This window comes from Streptomyces sp. A2-16, from assembly GCF_018128905.1.
GTDB lineage: Bacteria > Actinomycetota > Actinomycetes > Streptomycetales > Streptomycetaceae > Streptomyces.
In genome coordinates this window covers 1,895,770-1,915,465 of sequence record NZ_CP063808.1, presented here as the reverse complement: position 1 = coordinate 1,915,465, position 19,696 = coordinate 1,895,770, and the positions used below count along the sequence as shown (strand labels likewise).

General features: G+C 70.9%; 15 protein-coding genes. 4 read left to right on the top strand and 11 right to left on the bottom strand.

Annotation, left to right across the window (positions count from 1 at the left end; all coding sequences use genetic code 11):
- Positions 1 to 77 precede the first annotated feature (77 nt).
- The 3 genes from smc to IOD14_RS08845 form a co-directional block, all read right to left on the bottom strand.
- Positions 78 to 3,662: a chromosome segregation protein SMC gene (smc, locus tag IOD14_RS08855; protein ID WP_212669999.1), complete on the bottom strand. Its 3,585-nt coding sequence runs from the start codon at positions 3,660 to 3,662 to the stop codon at positions 78 to 80.
- A 222-nt stretch (positions 3,663 to 3,884) separates the two neighbouring features.
- Entirely contained in the window at positions 3,885 to 4,088 is a 204-nt protein-coding gene (locus IOD14_RS08850; RefSeq protein ID WP_123991849.1) for a hypothetical protein, read from the bottom strand.
- A gap of 382 nt (positions 4,089 to 4,470) precedes the next feature.
- Positions 4,471 to 4,752, bottom strand: a complete 282-nt coding sequence (locus IOD14_RS08845) for an acylphosphatase (protein ID WP_031041224.1) — start codon at positions 4,750 to 4,752, stop codon at positions 4,471 to 4,473.
- Positions 4,753 to 4,923: 171 nt separating this feature from the next.
- Between IOD14_RS08845 and IOD14_RS08840 the strand changes: the two genes are divergently transcribed.
- Both IOD14_RS08840 and IOD14_RS08835 read left to right on the top strand, forming a co-directional pair.
- Complete coding sequence (locus IOD14_RS08840) at positions 4,924 to 6,000, top strand: CAP domain-containing protein (protein ID WP_212669998.1); 1,077 nt, start codon at positions 4,924 to 4,926, stop codon at positions 5,998 to 6,000.
- An 80-nt stretch (positions 6,001 to 6,080) separates the two neighbouring features.
- Positions 6,081 to 6,482 (top strand): helix-turn-helix domain-containing protein, encoded by a 402-nt coding sequence (locus IOD14_RS08835; RefSeq protein WP_123991846.1) that lies wholly within the window; start codon positions 6,081 to 6,083, stop codon positions 6,480 to 6,482.
- Here the strand turns inward: IOD14_RS08835 and mutM are convergent.
- The 8 genes from mutM to IOD14_RS08795 form a co-directional block, all read right to left on the bottom strand.
- Positions 6,455 to 7,315: a bifunctional DNA-formamidopyrimidine glycosylase/DNA-(apurinic or apyrimidinic site) lyase gene (gene mutM / locus IOD14_RS08830; RefSeq protein WP_212669997.1), complete on the bottom strand. Its 861-nt coding sequence runs from the start codon at positions 7,313 to 7,315 to the stop codon at positions 6,455 to 6,457. The two genes, IOD14_RS08835 and mutM, sit on opposite strands and share 28 nt — an antisense overlap.
- 103 nt (positions 7,316 to 7,418) lie before the next feature.
- Complete coding sequence (rnc, locus tag IOD14_RS08825) at positions 7,419 to 8,228, bottom strand: ribonuclease III (RefSeq protein WP_123992897.1); 810 nt, start codon at positions 8,226 to 8,228, stop codon at positions 7,419 to 7,421.
- Positions 8,229 to 8,247: 19 nt separating this feature from the next.
- The gene (gene rpmF / locus IOD14_RS08820; protein ID WP_006139588.1) at positions 8,248 to 8,421 is read right to left on the bottom strand and encodes a 50S ribosomal protein L32; all 174 of its coding nucleotides are present in this window, start codon (positions 8,419 to 8,421) and stop codon (positions 8,248 to 8,250) included.
- 2 nt (positions 8,422 to 8,423) lie between these two features.
- Positions 8,424 to 9,077 carry a DUF177 domain-containing protein gene (locus IOD14_RS08815; protein ID WP_123991844.1) on the bottom strand — a complete coding sequence of 218 codons (654 nt, stop codon included), beginning with the start codon at positions 9,075 to 9,077 and terminating at the stop codon, positions 8,424 to 8,426.
- A gap of 132 nt (positions 9,078 to 9,209) precedes the next feature.
- Entirely contained in the window at positions 9,210 to 10,322 is a 1,113-nt protein-coding gene (locus IOD14_RS08810) for a cell division initiation protein (protein ID WP_212669996.1), read from the bottom strand.
- A gap of 57 nt (positions 10,323 to 10,379) precedes the next feature.
- Positions 10,380 to 10,859, bottom strand: coding sequence for a pantetheine-phosphate adenylyltransferase (gene coaD / locus IOD14_RS08805; RefSeq protein ID WP_020138732.1), 480 nt, complete (start codon positions 10,857 to 10,859; stop codon positions 10,380 to 10,382).
- Positions 10,860 to 10,885: 26 nt separating this feature from the next.
- A complete protein-coding gene (gene rsmD, locus IOD14_RS08800; RefSeq protein ID WP_212669995.1) occupies positions 10,886 to 11,488 on the bottom strand; it encodes a 16S rRNA (guanine(966)-N(2))-methyltransferase RsmD in 603 nt (200 codons plus the stop codon).
- A gap of 39 nt (positions 11,489 to 11,527) precedes the next feature.
- A complete protein-coding gene (locus tag IOD14_RS08795; RefSeq protein WP_212669994.1) occupies positions 11,528 to 14,764 on the bottom strand; it encodes a helicase-related protein in 3,237 nt (1,078 codons plus the stop codon).
- Positions 14,765 to 14,927: 163 nt separating this feature from the next.
- Here IOD14_RS08795 and IOD14_RS08790 point away from each other — a divergent pair, with 163 nt between their 5' ends.
- Both IOD14_RS08790 and IOD14_RS08785 read left to right on the top strand, forming a co-directional pair.
- Complete coding sequence (locus IOD14_RS08790; RefSeq protein WP_212673229.1) at positions 14,928 to 16,763, top strand: HSP90 family protein; 1,836 nt, start codon at positions 14,928 to 14,930, stop codon at positions 16,761 to 16,763.
- Complete coding sequence (locus IOD14_RS08785) at positions 16,763 to 19,687, top strand: tetratricopeptide repeat protein (protein ID WP_212669993.1); 2,925 nt, start codon at positions 16,763 to 16,765, stop codon at positions 19,685 to 19,687. The genes IOD14_RS08790 and IOD14_RS08785 overlap by 1 nt, the downstream gene beginning before the upstream one ends.
- Positions 19,688 to 19,696: the final 9 nt, after the last annotated feature.

Sequence of the window (19,696 nt, the reverse complement as noted above, 5' to 3'; positions counted from 1 at the left end):
GCGGTGTGAGAAAACAGGCACAGGTGAGGATTCTGAGTTCAAAGAATGAACAGATGAAAACGGGGTAGACGAACGGACTAGCGGAGCCGCTGGCTGATGACCTTCGACACCCCGTCGCCCTGCATGGAGACGCCGTACAGCGCGTCCGCGACCTCCATGGTCCGCTTCTGGTGCGTGATCACGATGAGCTGCGAGGCCTCCTGCAGCTCCTGCATGATGCGGATCAGCCGCTGGAGGTTGGTGTCGTCGAGCGCGGCCTCGACCTCGTCCATGACGTAGAACGGGCTGGGCCGCGCCTTGAAGATCGACACCAGCAACGCTACGGCCGTGAGAGACCGCTCGCCACCGGAGAGCAGGCTGAGCCGCTTGACCTTCTTGCCCGGCGGCCGCGCCTCGACGTCCACGCCGGTGGTGAGCATGTTGTCGGGGTCGGTCAGGATCAGCCGTCCCTCGCCGCCCGGGAAGAGCCGGCTGAAGACGCCCTCGAACTCACGGGCTGTGTCCCGGTATGCCTCGGTGAAGACCTGCTCGACGCGCTCGTCGACCTCCTTCACCACCTGCAGCAGGTCGGCGCGGGTCTTCCGCAGGTCCTCCAGCTGCTCGCTGAGGAACTTGTGCCGCTCCTCCAGCGCCGCGAACTCCTCCAGCGCGAGCGGATTGACCTTGCCGAGCTGCTGGTACGCCCGCTCGGCCGCCTTGAGCCGCTTCTCCTGCTCGGCCCGGTGGAACTGCTTCGGCTGGTTGCGCGGATGCTCCGGGTCCTCGGGCAGCTCCTCCCCCTCGGCAGGCAGGGAGGGCGGGACGAGCTGGTGGGGTCCGTACTCCTCGACGAGGCCCGCCGGTTCGACCCCCAGCTCCTCCAGTGCCTTGGTCTCCAGCTGCTCGATCCGCATCCGCTTCTCGGCACCCAGCACCTCGCCCCGGTGGACGGAGTCGGTCAGCTTGTCGAGCTCGGCCTTGAGGTCGCGGCCGGTGTTCCGCGCGGCGGTCAACTCCCGTTCCCTGAGCGCCTTGGCAGCGTCGGCGGCGGTCCGCTCCTGGTCCGCGCGCGCGAGGGACACCTCCACGTGCGCGAGCAGCTGCCGGGCCCCGGAGGCGACGGCCTCGGCGACGGCGGCCTCGTGCCGCAGCCTCGCCTTCCGCTGCTCGGCACGCGCGCGTGCCTCGCGTTCCGCGCGGGCGGCCCGGTCGAGGGAGTCCGCCCGTCCCGCCAGTCCCTTGACCCGCTCCTCGTGGGTACGGACCTGGAGGCGGGCCTCCATCTCGGTCTGGCGGGCGTTGGCGCCGTCGGCGGCGAGACGGTCCCGTACCGACGTGTCCGGCTCCTCCTCGACCGGCATCTCCTCGGCGACGGCGAGGCGTTCGGCGAGTTCCTCGACCTCTTCGAGGGCCTTCTCCAGGGCGTCCTGCGCGCGCGTGGCCGCCGCCGTGGACCGCTCGGCTTCACCGGCGGCGCCTTTCGCCTGACCGGACAGCCGGCCGAGCTGCTGGGCCACGGCCGACTTCTCGCGGTCGGCGGCGCGGCGGCGCTCGCCGAGCTCCTCGACCTGGGCGGCCGCTGCCGTGCGCCGCTCCACGGCTGTGTGCTGGGCCTCGGTGAGTTCCTCGCAGCGGATCGCCAGCTCTTCGAGTTCGGCCGCCGCCTCGTCCACGGAGGCCTGTACTTCCAGGAGGCTGGGGGCGCCCGCGGAGCCGCCGTGGGCGAAGTGGGCGCCCAGGAGGTCGCCTTCGGCGGTGACGGCGGTGAGGTGGGGGTTGGCGTAGACGAGGTCCTCGGCGTCCTCGAGGGTGCCGACGACGACCATGCCGTGGAGCAGGCGTCGTACCGCGGGGAGGAGATCCTGGGGGGCGCGGACCAGATCTGCCGCGTGCTGATGGGTGGCGTCCGCGGGTCCGTCGTGGCTGGTCGAACAGGTCCCCGCGCCCCCGGAAACGCTCTCCGGAGCCCCGGCCAGGAGCAGTGACGCCCGGCCCGCGTCCTGCTTCCTCAGCAGGCGGATCGCTTCTGCCGCCGCCGACGGGGACGTCACCGCGAGGGCGTCCGCCGCCGCTCCGAACGCCGCCGCCAGCGCGACCTCGTGGCCCGGGGCCACCGTGAGGAGTTCCGCTGCCGGGCCCAGCAGGCCGGTGAGGCGGTCCTTCGCTCCCAGGAGCGCTCCCGTCCCGTCCTTCCTCCGCAGCCCCATCGCCAGCGCCTCGTGGCGGGCCTGCGTCGCCGCGCGCCGGCGTTCCGCCGCCGTGGTCGCCTCCCGGGAGGCCGTCAGCGCGGCCTCCGCCTCCGTGAGCCGCCGCTTGGCCGCGTCGTGCTGCTCCGCCAGCTCCGCATCGCCCGCGTCGAGGCCGTCCACCTCGGCCTTCAGGGCCTCGTACTCCTCCTGCGCGGCGAACGCCCGCTCCTCGGCCTCGTCTCGCGCGGCGGCCAGGCGGTCGATCTCGGCCTGGGCGGAGGCGGCGCGCGAACGGGCCGCGTTGACCTGGCCGCTGAGGCGGGCGAGGCCCTCGCGGCGGTCGGCGATGGCGCGGGCGACGTCCTTCAGCCGCCGCTCCTCCTGGACGAGCTCGCGCTCCAGCTCGGAGCGGTGCGCGACCGTGTCCTCCAGGGCATGCTCGGCCGCCTCCAGGGCGGCCTCCAGCTCGGCCTCCTGCTCGCGGATCCGGGCGGCCTCGCGTTCCATGTCCTCGGGGTCTCGGCCCCGCCGTTCCTCGGGCGGCGCCGAGGTCGCGCTCTTCACGCGTGCGTCGGCCAGCGAGATCGTGCCGCGCACCCGCTCGGCGAGCTGGGAGAGCTCGTACCAGGTCTGCTGGGCGCGCTGGAGACGGGGAGTGAGCTGCCGTACCTCGTCCTCCAGAAGGCCCTCCCGCTGGAGGGCCTTCCTCAGCTCCTGCTCGGCGGCCTCCTTGCGCTCCTTCAGCGCGGCCTCGTCCGCGACCTCGGCCTGGAGCGCCTGTCGCAGTCGTACGAGATCGTCGGCGAGCAGCCGCAGGCGGGCGTCGCGCAGGTCGGCCTGGATGACGGCGGCCCGGCGGGCGACCGCCGCCTGCCGGCCGAGCGGCTTGAGCTGGCGCCGGAGTTCGTCGGTGAGGTCCTGCACGCGCGCGAGGTTGGCCTGCATCGCGTCCAGCTTGCGCAGCGCCTTCTCCTTGCGCTTGCGGTGTTTGAGGACGCCGGCGGCCTCCTCGATGAAGGCGCGGCGGCCCGTCGGGTCCGCGTGCAGGACGGAGTCGAGCTGGCCCTGGCCGACGATCACGTGCATCTCGCGGCCGATGCCGGAGTCGGACAGGAGTTCCTGGATGTCCAGGAGACGGCAGGTGTCGCCGTTGATCTGGTACTCGCTGCCGCCGTTGCGGAACATGATCCGCGTGATGGTGACCTCGGCGTACTCGATGGGCAGGGCCCCGTCGGAGTTGTCGATGGTCAGGGACACCTCGGCACGGCCCAGCGGGGGGCGCCCCGTGGTGCCGGCGAAGATGACGTCCTCCATCTTGCCGCCGCGCAGCGACTTGGCGCCCTGCTCGCCCATGACCCAGCTGAGCGCGTCCACCACATTGGACTTGCCCGAGCCGTTGGGCCCCACGACACACGTGATCCCCGGCTCGAACCGGAGTGTGGTCGCCGAGGCGAACGACTTGAACCCTCGGAGGGTCAGGGCCTTGAGGTGCACGCCGCTGGACTCTACCTTCCGGGGGTGTCTCACTCCATGAACGCGCTGTTGCCCGCGGTTTCACGATTGAACGTGCAGGGCACACCAAACGTTAAGAGAGTGAAAGGGTGCACGGGGGCAAGAAAGAAGGGACGCCGAAGCGTCCCTTGCAAACTCTGACAACTTAGCGGTTGATACAGGCCGCCCAACCACTGCATGAGCTGTCGTGGAGCGATGCAGCGATCAGGTGAGCGCAGGCTCCGCCTGGTGTGCGTCGATGCTCTCCATGAGACTTTCGTGAGAAGCGGCAGCCGCGAGCGCGTCGTTCTCCGCCTGGATCCGTACGAGCTCGGATTCCAGGTCCTGTACGCGCTGCTGGAGCCGTCGCATCTCGGCGAGGAGTCGAGGGTCGGAGCCGCCGACGTAACCGAGAAGCGCCTTTGCCATGATGGATGGTCCTCCACACTGAGTGACCGACCGAAGCGGTGTGGGTCGTGAGGGATTCGCACCCGCGGTGCTTGACACTCTTGAGTTCGTGCTGCCGTTCATCCATGCCAAACAGCTAAGGTGCGCGGGGTGCTTTCAGCGTCTCACCAAAAAGTTTGACGGTCAACACGATCACGCCCCGTATTGGGGGACAACCCGTGCCTGCGCGGCTTCGGACGGCGGCGCTGCGGCTCCTTCAGGGCCCCGGGGGTGCGGCGATCATTCTTAGCTGCGGAGCCTGCCACGGCAGGGGCTTCTTGGCAACCACCAGCACCTTTCCGCTTCCGGCGGGTGCCGGTGGCATGTCCCCGCACCGCCGCCCGGGCGGTTCCGCAGAAACGGCTCATCGGATGGCGAAGCCGTCGTAACCCCCGCGAGGTGTGTCCCAGATCTCGGTGACCCCGTCGACGCGGCCGGGCGTGTCGTCACCCAGGAGCCACTCCAGGAGCCCTTGGCAGCCCTTCCGCGGCCCTTCGGCGACCACTTGGACGCGTCCGTCGTCCAAATTGAGAGCAAAACCACTCAGGCCGCCGATCTCGAGGGCCTTGGCCCGTGTGAACCAGCGAAAACCCACACCTTGGACGCGTCCTCGCACCCAGGCGACCAGTCGTACATCCTCGCTCATGGGTGCAACCTAACCGGCCAATGTCTCTCCGGACACTCCTTCCTCTGGCGCCATGCGGTACTGTCCGCTGCCAATGAATCTCATACGAAACTCACTCGATCGTGTGGGTTTTGTGACTTGGTTGACCGGGGGGACGCGTCGACCTCAAGAACAGACGAGGAAGGCAAGGACATGGGACGCCACCGACGCTCCGCCGCCGGCCGCGCCGCCACGGGCCGCGCCACGGGGGTCACACAGACGTACAGCTCCTTCGGGAGCGGACACGACCCACAGGACTCGTACAACTTCGCCTCGGCGGGCACCGCGACCTACCTGAGCCACGAGGACCCCGACCCCTACGCGCGCAGTGACGCCTACCTGTTCGCGTCGGAGGAGGAGTACGCGCTGTACCGCGGCGAGGGCTACACGCCCGCCGGCGGACCGCGCCGCGGCGGCTCGCACCGCCGACGCAAGAAGAACCTCGTGACGCCGGTCAAGACCGGTCTGCTCGGGGTCTCGGCCGCCGTCGCGATCGGCACGGTCGCGGTCGCCTCGGGCGTGGTGCCCGGCCTGGACAACTACAAGCTCGGCGGCGGCAACAGCAGCACCGGCGGCGATGTGCAGGCGGCGGGCTCGCCGACCAACTCCCCGGCCGAGCAGGGCGGCACCGCCGGCAGCGCCGAGAACCGCGAGGACGGTTCGTCGACGAGCCGGGACGCCGAGCGCGCCTCCTCGCCCTCGCCCGCCCCCTCGACCTCGACGGCCGCGCCGAGCGAGAAGCCGACGAAGAAGCCGGAGGCCAAGCCGAGCGAGAAGCCGGACAAGAAGCCTTCGCAGAAGGAGCGGGAGCCGGCGAAGAAGGAGACCACCACACCGGTGGAGGTCTCCACCGAGGCCGCCGCCGCGGCCCAGGTGCTGGAGCTCGTCAACGTCGAGCGGGCGAAGGTCGGCTGCAGCCCGGTCGCCGCCAACAGCGCGCTGGCCGACCTGGCCACGGCCTTCAGCAAGGCGATGGCCGACCAGGGCTTCTTCGACCACACCGACCCGAGCGGCGCCACGCCGTGGGACCGCGCGGCACAGGCCGGGATCACCAGCCTCGGCGGCGAGAACATCGCCCGGGGCCAGGCCGACCCGGCGGCGGTCATGGAGGCCTGGATGAACAGCCCCGGCCACAAGGCCAACATCCTGAACTGCGACTTCAAGACGCTGGGCGTGGGTGTGGTCTTCGGTTCCGGCGGCCCCTGGTGGACGCAGGACTTCGGGTACTAGAGGGAACACCGAGGCAGGTTGCACTAACTTTCGGTTAGTGCAACCTGTTGGTTAGTGCTGTCTTCCAGTACGCTCGTGATATGGACACCACGCAGCAGCCCCCGGAGGCGCGGGACCTCCCGTACGACGTGTTCGCCAAGGCCTGCCCCTCGCGCGGCACGCTGGAGCACGTGACGGGCCGCTGGGGCGGACTGACGCTCGGCGCCCTGCACGAGGGCTCGCTGCGCTTCAACGAGCTGCGCCGCCGGGTGGACGGCGTGAGCGAGAAGATGCTCTCCCAGACGCTCCAGGCGCTGGAGCGCGACGGCCTGGTGCACCGCGAGGCACAGCCCACCAACCCGCCCCGGGTCGACTACGAGCTGACCCCCCTGGGCCGCGAGGTCGCCGAGCGCCTGCTGGACCTCATCCACTTCGTCGAGGGCCGCATGGACACCATCCTGGCCGCCCGCGAGCGCTACGACGTGACGCGCGGCGCCCGCTGACACCTCGGGCAGAAGTAGCTGGACCGATTCATCCAGGGCCGTCGGCGCATCGGCGTACCGCACCGCTTGCACGGCAGCCCCTCACGGCCGTACGCGTCGAGGGACCGGTCGAAGTACCCGGACTCGCCGTTGACGTTGACGTACAGGCTGTCGAAGCTGGTGCCGCCGACCGCGAGGGCCGCGTTCATCACATCCCTGACATGGCCCAGGAGTTCGTCCGTGCGCGGGCGCGTGAAGCCGGCGGTGGGGCGCTCGTAGTGGATGCGGGAGCGCCAAAGGGCCTCATCCGCGTAGATGTTGCCGACCCCGCTGATCAACGACTGGTCGAGCAGGGCCCGTTTGATGGTGGAGCGCTTGCGGCGCAGGGCCTGGTGGAAGGCGTCGTCGTCGAAGAGCGGGTCGAGGGGGTCGCGTGCGATGTGCGCGATGACATCGGGCAGGCCGTCGGGGGTGTTGTCGTGCAACGACAGTCCGCCGAAGGTGCGTTGGTCGACGAAGCGGAGCTCGGTGTCGACCTCGTCGGCGAACCGCACCCGGATCCTGAGGTGCTTCTCGTCGGGGGCGGCATGCGGCTGCACCAGCAGCTGACCGCTCATCCCGAGGTGGGCCAGGATCGACTGGTCCGTGTCCTCCAGCGGCAGCCAGAGATACTTGCCACGGCGGCTCGGGGTGCCGACGCGGTGCCCCTTGAGCCGGTGCGCGAAGTCGTCGGCGCCGGCGAGGTGACGGCGGACCGCGCGCGGGTGCAGCACCTCGGCCTCGGCGACCGCACGGTGGGCGACCCACCGCTCGAGACCACGCCGTACGACCTCGACCTCGGGCAACTCGGGCATGGGACTCCCCCGTCACGGACCGGTGATGAGCCGAGCGCCCGCCCCGGTGTGCTGGGGCAGGCGCTCGGCTGCGCTGTTCTTCCGGACGCTCTGTCGCCAGGCGTCAGGCGGAGACGGACGACGGACCTTCGTCGTCGTCCTCGGCGACTGCTACGGCTTCGACAGCCTTCGCGGCCGCCGCCTTGGCGCGCTCGTCCGCGGCGGCCCGGATGGACCTCCAGGCGGACTCCGCGGCCTGCTGCTCCGCCTCCTTCTTGCTGCGGCCGGTGCCGGTGCCGTACGAGACGCCTCCGACGCGGGCGGCAGCAGTGAAGGTCTTCTCGTGGTCGGGGCCGGTCTCCGTGACCAGGTACTCGGGCACGCCGAGTCCTTCGGTCGCGGTGAGCTCCTGGAGACTGGTCTTCCAGTCCAGGCCGGCACCGAGGTTCGAGGACTTCTCGATCAGGGGGTCGAACAGGCGGTGCACCAGTTCGGAGGCCGCCTCGAGACCTTGGTCGAGATAGACCGCGCCGATCACCGCTTCCAGGGTGTCGGCGAGGATGGATGCCTTGTCCCGGCCGCCCGTGCCCTCTTCACCACGGCCGAGCCGGATGAAGGAACCCAGGTCGAGCCCACGGCTGACCTCCGCCAGCGCGCGCGAGTTGACCACCGCGGCCCGCAACTTGGCCAGTTGGCCTTCGGGCAGGTCGGGGTGGGTGGTGTACAGCGTGTCGGTGACCACGAGGCCGAGCACGGAGTCCCCGAGGAACTCCAGGCGCTCATTGGTCGGCAGACCGCCGTTCTCGTACGCGTAGGACCGGTGGGTCAGCGCACGCACCAGAAGGGCGGACTCGAGCTTGTACCCGAGCCGCCCTTCCAACAGCGTGTGGGACGAGGCCTGGTTGTCGCCCGCGTTCTTCTTCGGCGTGGACACAGTGCCTCTCACCAGCCGCTCAGACCTCGAGGACCTGGCGCTTGTTGTAGGTGCCACAAGCGGGGCACGCGATGTGCTGCAGCTTGGGCTCGTGGCAGCGCTCGCACGCAACCAGGGTGGGGACCGCAGCCTTCCACTGCGACCGGCGGTGGCGCGTGTTGCTGCGCGACATCTTCCGCTTCGGAACAGCCACGGCTACTTCTCCTGCTTCTCGTTGGCGGGCGCCGATCGAGGCGCTTCGCCACTCATCTCGTCCTTCTCGCCGTCTTCGAGTGAACCGGCGAGTCCCTGCAGTGCCGCCCAACGGATGTCGACGGCGTCGTGGTGGTGGTCCGGGTCGTCCGCCAGCCGGGCTCCGCACTCGGAGCACAGGCCGGGGCAGTCGTCCTGGCACACCGGCTGCATCGGCAGTGCGAGCACCACCGCATCACGCAGCACGGGTTCGAGGTCGAACAGGCCGTCCTCGATGAAGAGCCTGTCCTCGTCTTCCTCGGCGTCGTCGGCCGGTTCCGCTTTCACACGGCCCCGGTCGTCGGCGTCAGGGTACGAGAACATCTCCTGGAAGTCCGCAGCGAGCGCCAGCTCGAGCGGCTCCAGACACCTTACGCACTCCCCCTTCGCCTGTGCACGGGCGGTGCCTGTGACAAGCACCCCTTCCATGACCGACTCAAGGCGGAGTTCGAGCTCGACCGGGGCGCCTTCCGGCACTCCGATGACTCCCTGGATACCGAGATCCTTGGGAGCGTCGATCTCACGGGTCAGGCGCTGCAGCGCGCCAGGACGCCGCCCCAGCTCGTGCGTGTCGAACACGAGAGGGTTGCGGTGGTCGAGGCGAGCGTTGGGAGCCATTCCTGCTTTCGATCTTCGAACTCAGAGGGACGCTGCCCTTCGGTGTTCCCGGGCAGCGTTGATCGCGGACGTACGCGCGACCGAAGAGCCAGGATACTGGACCTTTCGCTCACGGCCCAATCCGGTGGTCCCTTACTGGCCGCGACCCTGTTCGTACGCCCTCAACTGCTCCGGTGTGATCATGCCGGTGTCGAAGAGACTGGTCTCGTCGAGGGCGTAGCTCTGCTGGGACTGGTGCGTCTGCTGCGGCTGGTGCGCCTGCTGGGCCTGCTGGGCCTGCTGGGCCTGCTGGGCCTGCTGGGCCTGCTGGGCCTGCTGGGCCTGCTGCTGGTCGTACGCGGCCTGCTGCTGGTCGTAGCCCTGGTAGGCGTAGGGATCGGCCTGCTGGTAGCCGTACGGGTCCTGCTGGGCGTAGGGATCGGGCTGCTGCTGGTAGCCGGCGTAGGCGTCGGCCTGCTGGTAGCCGTACGCCGGCTGCTGGGCGTAGTCCGGCTGCTGGGCCGCCTGCTGGGCCTGGGCGTCCTGCTCCGCCAGGGCGGTGAGATCGGCCAGGTAGTCGGCGTCGCTGGAGTGCTGGACGGTGGAGGTGTCGTCGCCGAGGGCGCCGAGGTCGTCGGTGGCGATCCGGCCGTGCAGCTTCTGACGGCCGCGGCCGACGGCCTCCAGGGTCTTGGCGAGGACCGCCTCGAAGGCGCCGAGCTTGGCGTCGACGTAGGAGTCGGCGTCCTTGCGCAGCGTCTCGGGGTCGTGGCTGCGCTCGGGGGCGTCCTCGTCCTCATAGCCGTTCTCGTCGAGGCCCGGGCCGGTGCCGAGGAGCTTCTCGCGGCCGCGGCCGACCGAGCCGAGGGTCTTGGTGAGGACGACCTCGAAGTTGGCGAGCTTGGAGTCGACGTAGTCGTCGGCCTCCGCGCGCACCTCCTCGGCCTCCTGGCGGGCCTCGTTCAGGATCCGGTCGGCCTCGGCCTGGGAGCGGCGGGCGACCTCGGTGTCGGAGATCAGCGAGCCGCGCTCGGCGTGCGCCTGCCCGATGATCCGCTCGGCCTCCTGGCGGGCCTGCTCGACCATCTGCTCACGGTCGCCGATCAGCTCCTGGGCCTGCGCGAGGGAGCCGGGCAGGGCCTGGCGCAGCTCTTCGAGCATCGCGAGCAGGTCGGCGCGGTTGACCATCACGGAGGCCGACATGGGCATCGACCGGGCGCCGGAGACCGCGGCGACGATCTCGTCGAGCTTCTTCTGCACGTCCACCTGTGCTCGCCACTCTCTACAGCTGTGTTGGAGACGGACGGGACGACTGTAGTCCCATCAGCCCTTGCGGAGGCGCTCGTTCAGCGCTTCCAGAACCCTTGGGGGCACCAGGTGGGAGACGTCTCCGCCCCAGGTCGCGACCTCCTTGACGAGCGAGGAGGAAAGGAAGCTGTAGGTGGGGTTGGTCGGCACGAAGAGGGTCTCGACGCCGCTGAGGCCGTTGTTCATCTGGGCCATCTGGAGCTCGTAGTCGAAGTCGCTGACCGCACGCAGGCCCTTGACGATGGCCGGGATGTCGCGTTCCTTGCAGTAGTCGACCAGGAGGCCGTGGAAGGCCTCCACGATCACGTTGCCGTACTCGGCGGTGACCTCGCGGATCAGGTCGATCCGCTCGTCGATCTCGAAGAGGCCCTTCTTGGACTTGTTGATCATCACCGCGACGTAGACCTCGTCGTACAGCCTGGAGGCGCGGGAGATGATGTCGAGGTGTCCGTTGGTGATCGGGTCGAACGACCCGGGACAGACGGCGCGGCGCACTTGAGATCCCTCGCTCTCCGGTCCGGTCATCGTGCGTCTTCGCACGTAGAGGCGTTGTCGCCCATGGCGGCGCGACCGTACCAAAACGTTCCCTCGCCGTAGCGACGGGCCTTGACCGCGGCGAAACCGGGCGGCCAGGCGAATTCGCCCCCTCTGGTACTGCGCTCCACGGTGACGAGGGCCTCCGGCGCGAGCCAGTGTTCCGTGCGGAGTGTGAGGAGAATCTCGCGAAGATCGTGATCTGTGACGCGGTACGGGGGGTCCAGGAAGACCAGGTCGTACGGCTCGCTCGGCGCCGGTGCCTGGATGATCTGTTCGGCTTTGCCGGTGCGCAGTTCGGCGCCGGGCAGACCGAGGCTCTTGATGTTCTCCCGGATGGTGCGGGCGGCTCGGGCGTCGGCCTCGACGAGCAGGGCGTGGCCCGCGCCGCGGGAAAGGGCTTCGAGGCCGACCGCTCCTGATCCGGCGTAGAGGTCCAGCACCCGTTCGCCTGCCAGTGGGCCGCCGAGCAGGGACTGCCAGGTGGAGAAGAGACCTTCGCGGGCGCGGTCGGAGGTGGGACGGGTTCCGTTTCCCGGCGGGACGGCCAGGCGGCGTCCGCCGGCCCTGCCCGCGATCACGCGCGTCATCTTCGGTCCTTGTTCGGGGGCGGTTACGGGTCCAGTTTCTCAGCCCTTTTCGAGGTACTGCTCCCTCTCCTCGTCCACCAGCGCGTCCAGGGCCGTGCGCAGGCCGGGAAGTGCCTTGAGCTCGGGATCGGCCTCGACCACCGCTGTCGCCTCCTGCCTGGCCTCCGCGATGATCTCCTCGTCCTCGATGACCGCGAGGACTCTGAGACTGGTGCGGGCGCCGGACTGGGCCTGGCCCAGGACATCGCCCTCGCGGCGCTGTTCCAGGTCGATGCGGGAGAGTTCGAAGCCGTCCAGGGTCGAGGCGACCGCGTTCAGGCGCTGGCGGGCCGGGCTCGCCTCGGGCATCTCCGAGACCAGGAGGCACAGGCCCGCCGCCGAGCCGCGGCCCACCCGGCCGCGCAGCTGGTGCAGCTGGGAGACGCCGAAGCGGTCGGCGTCCATGATGACCATCGCCGTGGCGTTCGGGACGTTGACGCCGACCTCGATGACCGTGGTGGCCACCAGGACGTGGGTCTCGCCTGCGGCGAAGCGGCGCATGACCGCGTCCTTGTCGTCGGGGTGCATGCGGCCGTGCAGGACCTCGACCTCCAGGCCCCGCAGCGGGCCTTTCACCAGCTGGTCCGCCACGTCCAGGACGGCCAGCGGCGGACGCTTCTCGGCCTCGTCCTGCGCCGACTTCCCGGTCTTCTTCGGATCGTCCTGCTCGTCGCCGATCCGGGGGCAGACGACGTACGCCTGGTGGCCGTTCTCCACCTCCTCGCGGACGCGTTCCCAGGCCCGGGTGAGGAAGTGGGGCTTGTCCGCTGCGGGCACCACATGGCTGGCGATCGGGGAGCGGCCGGCCGGGAGCTGGTCGAGGACAGAGGTCTCCAGGTCGCCGAAGACCGTCATGGCGACGGTGCGCGGGATGGGGGTGGCCGTCATGACGAGGAGGTGGGGCGGCTGCTTTCCCTTGCCGCGCAGGGCGTCCCGCTGCTCGACGCCGAACCGGTGCTGTTCGTCGACCACGACCAGGCCCAGGTCGTGGAACTGCACCTTGTCCTCGATCAGCGCGTGCGTGCCGATCACGATGCCGGCCTCACCGGTGACCAGATCCAGCATCGCCTGTCGGCGCGCGGCCGTCCCCATCGAACCGGTGAGCAGCACGACCTTGGTGCCGTGCTCGGATCCGCCCAGCATGCCGCCCTCGGCCAGCTCGCCCATCATCTCGACGATCGACCGGTGGTGCTGCTGGGCCAGCACCTCGGTGGGGGCCAGCATGGCGGCCTGCCCGCCGGCGTCGACCACGGCGAGCATGGCGCGCAGGGCCACCATGGTGTTGTGGGTCACCGTGAAGTTGTCGGTGATGTAGGCGCGGCTGGGGTGCGCGACGCTGATGCACTGGACAGGCTCGCGTCCCACGTACTCGACCGCCCGAATCCCCCGCCGGAACGTGTTGTATTTCGGGCGGGGACCTACTCGTTCGGCCTTGCGCCTCAGCCTGAACGGGGCGTACCCGTCGGGCAGAGAGACGGAGACGTTGAACGCCGCCCGCTTCGGCAGGACTCGCGCCCTTCCGCCCAGTGAACGGACGAGCCACGCAACGTCTTCCGCGAGCCTCAGCGAAGCGGAGCAGAACGAGATGCTGAGGCCCGCCTCGTCGACAGTGCCGTCCGTGTCCATCAGCCCTTGCAACACGGCGAGACGGTTTTTGATCGATGTGTTCTTGAACTCGTCGGGAACGAACTTGCCGTGCGACGTCACGCCCCAGAGCTTCAGGTCCCGAACGGCCTGGATCACCGGATTGCGCACGCCACCCGCGCGGCGAGTCGGCTGGATCGTGTAGTCGCACCGGGAACCGCCCACCGGAACCAGCCTGCATTCCGGTGCCACGGCGGTCTCGACAGCCTCGCGGATCTCGGCATCGACCGTGGACAGACGCAGGTTGTGCCGGAAGGAACCGACTCCCAGAAGCACGCCGAACAGGTACGGATCGAGAGGCAGCCCGCAGTCGTCCCCGAGATCGACGGGGGTGGCGGCTGGGAGGTACCACTTCGACGATCCGTTGGCCTTGAAGGTGTCCAGCCGAATCTCGCGAGTCGTCATGACCTCGGGGGCCTGGCCGCGGTGCCACCCGCACCTCGTGCCGACAATCCACAGATGCTCGTCGTCGCACTCGACGGAGCTGCCGTCCGAAAGGACCAGCCGCCAGACATCGCGCTCGCCTTGTGGGAAGACACCGTCGATCAGCGCGATCTCCCCGTCAGGCACGACGATCTCGTCACCCACCCTCATGTCCCCCATTCGGCGGAAACCGGCAGGCGTGAGGACGAGCGAGTCCAGAGGCTGGGCCTTGCCCGAGCCCACCTCGCCCTGCAGCAGCCGGTGCATCGGATGGTCCGTCGCAAGGTCGTCGAAGATCTCCTTGGAGACCTTCTGCTGGCCGTCCGTGAGGGTGAAGGGGAGGCGGTCGTCGAAGGCCGAGAGCAGGCCGTCGGGAGCGGGTCTGCGCGGGACCGCCGGGAGTTGGGCGTCCGCGTGGCGGCGGCGGGCGAGGGCAACCTGGAGGACGAAGGCCTCGTCCCACTTGAGGCGGGCGTGGGCGTCGGCGATGTCGGCCTTGGTGTGCGGGCGGTGGATCTTGAGGAGTGCCTCGGGGAGGGTGACCAGGCCGCGGCCCTCGCGCAGGGACGGCGGGAGGGGGTCGATCGCCTCCTGCGCGCTCGGCAGGACCGTCTGGATCGCCTTGCCGATCTTCCAGGACTCCAGTTTGGCGGTGGCGGGGTAGATGGGGATCAGGGCGCCCGCCCAGGACTCCACCGTCTCCACTGCCTCGTCGTCGGCGCCGCGCAGCAACTCGTAGGCCGGATGCGCCAGTTGGAGGCGGCGGTTGAACAGGGAGACCTTGCCGGCGAAGAGCGCGCGGGTGCCCGGCAGGAGTTCCTTGTGGGGTTTGTGGACGCCGTTGCCGAAGAAGACCAGTTGGAGGCGGCCGCTGCCGTCCGTGATCGTGACCTCCAGCCGCTGCCCCTTGCCGCGCGGTGCCTTGGCGGAGGCGAAGGTGTGCAGCCGGGCGTCGGCGACCTGGGCGACCACGGTGACGTGTTCGTCCATCGGCAGGTCGGCGAGGTGGGTCAGCTGGCCCCGCTCCTCGTATCTGCGCGGGTAATGGTGCAGGAGGTCGCCGACGGAGTGCAGGCCGAGATGCTCGGCCATCACCTTCGCGGTGGCGGGGCCGAGCACTGCCTTGAGCGGCTGTTCCAGTGGTTCTTCCAGTGCGGGCACGAGATCCATTGCACACCACACCTCTGACATTGCCGTATACATACCGGGAAACCCCTGGTCAGACGGCTGGTTGGGGACTTAGGATGGCGCGCTCCGGCCATCCCCGCGGATCCCCGCCCCACCCGGGACCGCCCGACCCCGCGCCGCGAACGCCCCCACCGGCGCTGTGATGATGGATTCCCAGACCTCACAGTCATCCCAGGTACCCCAGGTCCCTCAGCAGCCTCACACGTTCCAGGTCGACCTGCGCGGTCTGGTGGACCTCCTCTCCCATCACCTCTACTCCAGCCCCAAGGTCTATCTGCGCGAGCTGCTGCAGAACGCCGTGGACGCGATCACGGCCCGGCGGGCCGAGCAGCCCGACGCCCCGGCCACGGTGCGCCTGTACGTCGAGGAGGGCGCCCTGCGGGTCGAGGACTCCGGGGTCGGGCTCACCGAGGCGGACGTGCACGACCTGCTGGCCACCATCGGACGCAGCTCCAAGCGGGCCGAGGGGCTCCAGGAGGTCCGCTCCGACTTCCTGGGGCAGTTCGGCATCGGGCTGCTCGCCTGTTTCGTGGTGGCCGAGCGGATCCGCGTGGTCAGCCGCAGCGCCCGCACGCCGGATGCGCCGCCGGTGGAGTGGACGGCGAGCGACGACGGTTCGTACCGGGTGCGCACGCTGCCCGAAGACGCCCGTCCGGAGCCGGGGACCACCGTGCACCTGGTCGCGCGGGCGGGCGCCGGCGAGTGGCTCACGCCCGAGCGGGTCCTCCGGCTCGCCCGGGACTTCGGCTCCCTGCTGCCGTACGACGTCCGGGTCGGCGACGAGGCGGTCACCGATCTGCCGGCGCCCTGGGACCGGCCGTACCCCTCCCCCGCCACCCGCAGGGTGGCCCTGGCCCGGCACTGTCACGACCTGTTCGGCTTCACCCCGCTGGACTCGATCGAACTCAACGTGCCGCTGGCCGGGATCCGCGGCGTCGCCTACGTCCTTCCCGCTGCCGTCAGCCCCGCCCAGCGGGCGACCCATCGCGTGCACCTCAAGGGCATGCTGCTGACCGAGCGGGCCGAACAGCTGCTGCCGGACTGGGCGTTCTTCGTGCGCTGCGTGCTGGACACGGACAGCCTGCGGCCCACCGCCTCGCGCGAGTCGCTGTACGAGGACGAGACGCTGGCCGCCGTACGGGACGCGCTCGGGGAGCGGATCCGGTCCTGGCTGACGGGGCTCGCCGCCGGGGACCCGGAACGGCTCGCGGCCTTCCTCTCCGTGCACCACCTGGGGGTCAAGTCGCTCGCCCGGCACGACCGGGACATGCTGCGCACGATGCTGCCCTGGCTGCCGTTCGAGACGACCGACGGGCGGCTGTCCCTGGAAGAGTTCGCGCAGCGCCACGCGGTGGTGCACTTCACGCGGACCGTCGAGGAGTACCGGCAGGTCGCGCCGATCGCGTCCGCGCAGGGCGTCGGGGTGGTCAACGGCGGTTACACCTACGACAGCGACCTGGTCGAGGCGCTGCCCTCGGTGCGGCCGGGGACGGTCGTCGCCGAGCTGGACGCGGACACCGTCACCGCCCACATGGACCTGGTCGATCCGGCCGAGGAACTGGCGCTGTCCGGCTTCCTGGCGGCCGCGCGGGCCAGGCTCGACCCGCTGGGCTGCGATGTCGTCCTGCGGGCCTTCCGGCCGCTGTCCGTGCCCGCGCTGCACCTGGACGACCGGGACTCCCGGCACGAACAGGCACGGGCGGAGGCCGAGGACCGGGCCGACGACCTGTGGGCGGGCATCCTCGGCTCGCTGCGCGGGAGCGCCCCCCGCGCGCGACTCGTGCTGAACCATCTCAACCCGCTGGTGCGGCGGATCGGTTCGCTGGGCGACCCCGAGCTGATCGGCACCGCCACCGAGTCCCTGTACGGGCAGGCGCTGCTGATGGCCCAACGGCCGCTCAGGCCCGCGGACTCGGCGCTGCTGAACCGCGCCTTCATGGGCCTGCTTGAGTGGGCCACGAACGGCGAGGAGGGCCGCTGATGAGCGGAGTCGACCAGAGCCCGGCCTTCGACGCACTGCGCCGAGCGATGGCGGAGAACGCCGAGGAGCCGGAGGGACCCGCCCGCAACGCGCGCGCGGAGCAGCTGCTCGCCGAGGCCGAGAGGCTGAACATCCCGCTCGCGGTGATCGAGGCGCTCGGGCATCAGCTGAAGGTCTACAACTACAGCTCCGAGAAGGCCAAGATGTTCGTCCCCTTCGCGCGGCTGCTGCGCATGTGGGACGAGCACCCCGAGGACTTCGACGAGTACGAGACCCACGCGCTGCACTGGGTCTTCAAGTGGATGACGGCCGGCATGCTCGACCAGCCGCACATCCCGCTCTCCGCCATGGAGAAGTGGCTCGGCGAGATGGAGCACCGCTACCGGCTGGCCGGGCACTCCGAGCGGGCCGTGCGCAGCGCCGAGTACAGCGTGGCCGCCCACACCGGGGACCTGGAGCGGGCCGAGCGCGCGTACACGGCGTGGCTGGCCGCCGACCGGGACGACATGGCCGACTGCCACGCCTGCGAGCTGCACGAGCAGGGCTGGTGGCAGGTGCAGCGCGGACGGGACGAGGAGGCGCTCGAGCTGTGGGCGCCGGTCCTGGCGGGCGAGTTCACCTGCGCCCATGAGCCGCACGCGGTCCTCGCGTCCTCCCTGGGGCCGCTGCTGCGCCTGGGCCGCCTCGACGAGGCACGCGCCAACCATCTGCGGGGCTTCCGGCTCGTGCGGTCCATGGAGAGCATGCGCGGCGCCTACGCGGACCACGTCGAGTTCTGCGCGCTCAGCGGCAACGAGGCACGCGGCCTGGAGCTGCTCGCGGAGCGTCCCGCGTACTTCACGGACGACGGCCACCCGCGCAGCAGGCTGGAGTTCACTGCCGTGGTGGCCCTGCTGATGGACCGGCTGACCGGGCTGGGCCTGGGCGACCGGTCGGTGCCCGGGCCCGCCGGCCGGTCCTGGACCGCGCGTGAACTCGCAGCCCACGCGCGCGCGGAGGCCCTCGCACTGGCCGCCCGCTTCGACGAGCGCAACGGCACGGCACACATCAGCGAACGGGCACGCGCGCGCATGGCGCAGACGGCCCTCGTGGAGCGGCTGCCGCTGGGCGTGCGGACGGTGCGCACGGTCGCCGCGCCCGTGACGGCGCCGCCTGCTCCCGTGAGCGTCGAGGAGCCCGATCTGCCCGCGCTGGTCGCCGAGGCGCGGCGGCTGTCGGACACCCTCCGGCCGAACGCCGTGGAGGCGTGGGCGGCGGTCGAACGGGCCGCCCGGGGTGTCGAGCTGGACCCGCGCGACCGTGCGGAGGCGGCCGACCACCGGGCGATGGGTATGGGCCCCGAGGGTGTCGAACTGTTCGAGCAGGCCGCCGAGTTGTACGCGGAGGCGGGCGACCCCGGCGAGGCGCTGGCCGCACACGCGCGTGCCGCGTACGTCCGCGCGCTGGCGGGCGAGGTGGACGAGGCACTCACGGCGATCGCCGGGCCGTACGACGAGATCCTGGCGCTCTACTCCGCCGACGGCACGGGCGTGCTGCAGACCGCGTCGGTGCTGATGTCCCGGGCGCGGATCCTGATGCGGCGGGTGCACGAGAGCGAGGACGCCGGTGTCCTCTCCGAGGCGGAGCGGGCCGTATGCGAGGTCCTCGCGCTCGTCGAGGGGCGGACCGGGGACGATGTGCGGCTCGCCGCGCGGGTCGCCGAGGCGCAGGCCATGCTGGCGGAGCTGGCCGCGCGGACCGGGGACCTGGCGGCCGCCGCGGAAGGGTTCACGAGGGCCGCGGCCGGGTTCGTGACGGCCGGTCTGCCGTGGTTCGCGGTGGAGTACGAGGCACGGCTGGCCGGGCTCAGGCACCACCTGGGCGACCCGGACGGGACGGAGCAGGCACTGCGGGCGGCCCTGGAGCACGGCGGCCCCCATCTGGAGGCGGTCGGTCGGGCCCAGCTGCATCTCCAGCTCGCCGAGGTCGTCGGCGGCCGCGGACTCGCCGAGGAGGCGGCCGAGCATGCCCTGGAAGCGGCTCACTGGGCCGACGAGGCCGGGGAGGGGCCGACGCTGGGTGCCCTCGCCCGGCACCAGCTGGGCGGGTTCCTGCTGCGCCTCGGCCGGTGGGCCGAGGCCGCGGAGGTGCTGGAGTCGGCGCTGCCCGACCTGAGTGCCGAGCGGCACGGCGAGGGGACGGTCGTCCAGACGCAGTGGTGGCTCGGCGACTGCCTGAGTGAGCTGGGCGAGTACCGGGAGGCGGCCGAACGGCGTCTTCAGGCCGCCGAGATCGCCCGGCACTGGCCCGAGCAGCACGACCACGCCACCCTCGCCCACCTCGCCGCCGAGTCCCTCGGGGCCGCGGGGCTGCCCGCCGAGGCCGACCGGGCGTACGCGCGCGCGGGCGGCCTGTGGCGCGAGCTCGGCAACGTCCACGGCCTGGTCCGCTCGCTGCGCGCCCGCGCGTGGCTCGCGCTGCGCGCCGAGCACGGGGCGGACGCGGCACGGGAGCTGATGGCGGAGGCGGTCGGGGAGTGCGAGTCCGCGCTGGGCGACGCAGGGGCCGACGAGGAGGCGCGGCTGCGACTGGTCGGCGAACTCGGGCACACCCACCGGCAGTTCGGGGATCTGCTGGCCCGTTCCGTGCCCGAGGACGCCGAGGACGACTCGATCCGGGCGGTTCTGGAGGAGGCGCTGACCCAGGTCGCCGAGTCGATCGTGCTGTTCGCCTCGCTCGGCGACGACGCCCTGGACGCCCGGACCGGTGCCGAGCTCGCGGCGGGCTGGCTGGCGGCCGACCTGAGCCGGCCGGCCGAGGCAGCGGCACGCGCGCGTGCGGTGCTCGACGCCTACGGCGACGCGGACGGGGCCGACGCGACGGCACAGTCCCGTCGTGCCGAGGCACGGCAGGTGCTGGAGCTCACGGAGGAACAGGACGGCTGAGCGCCCAGG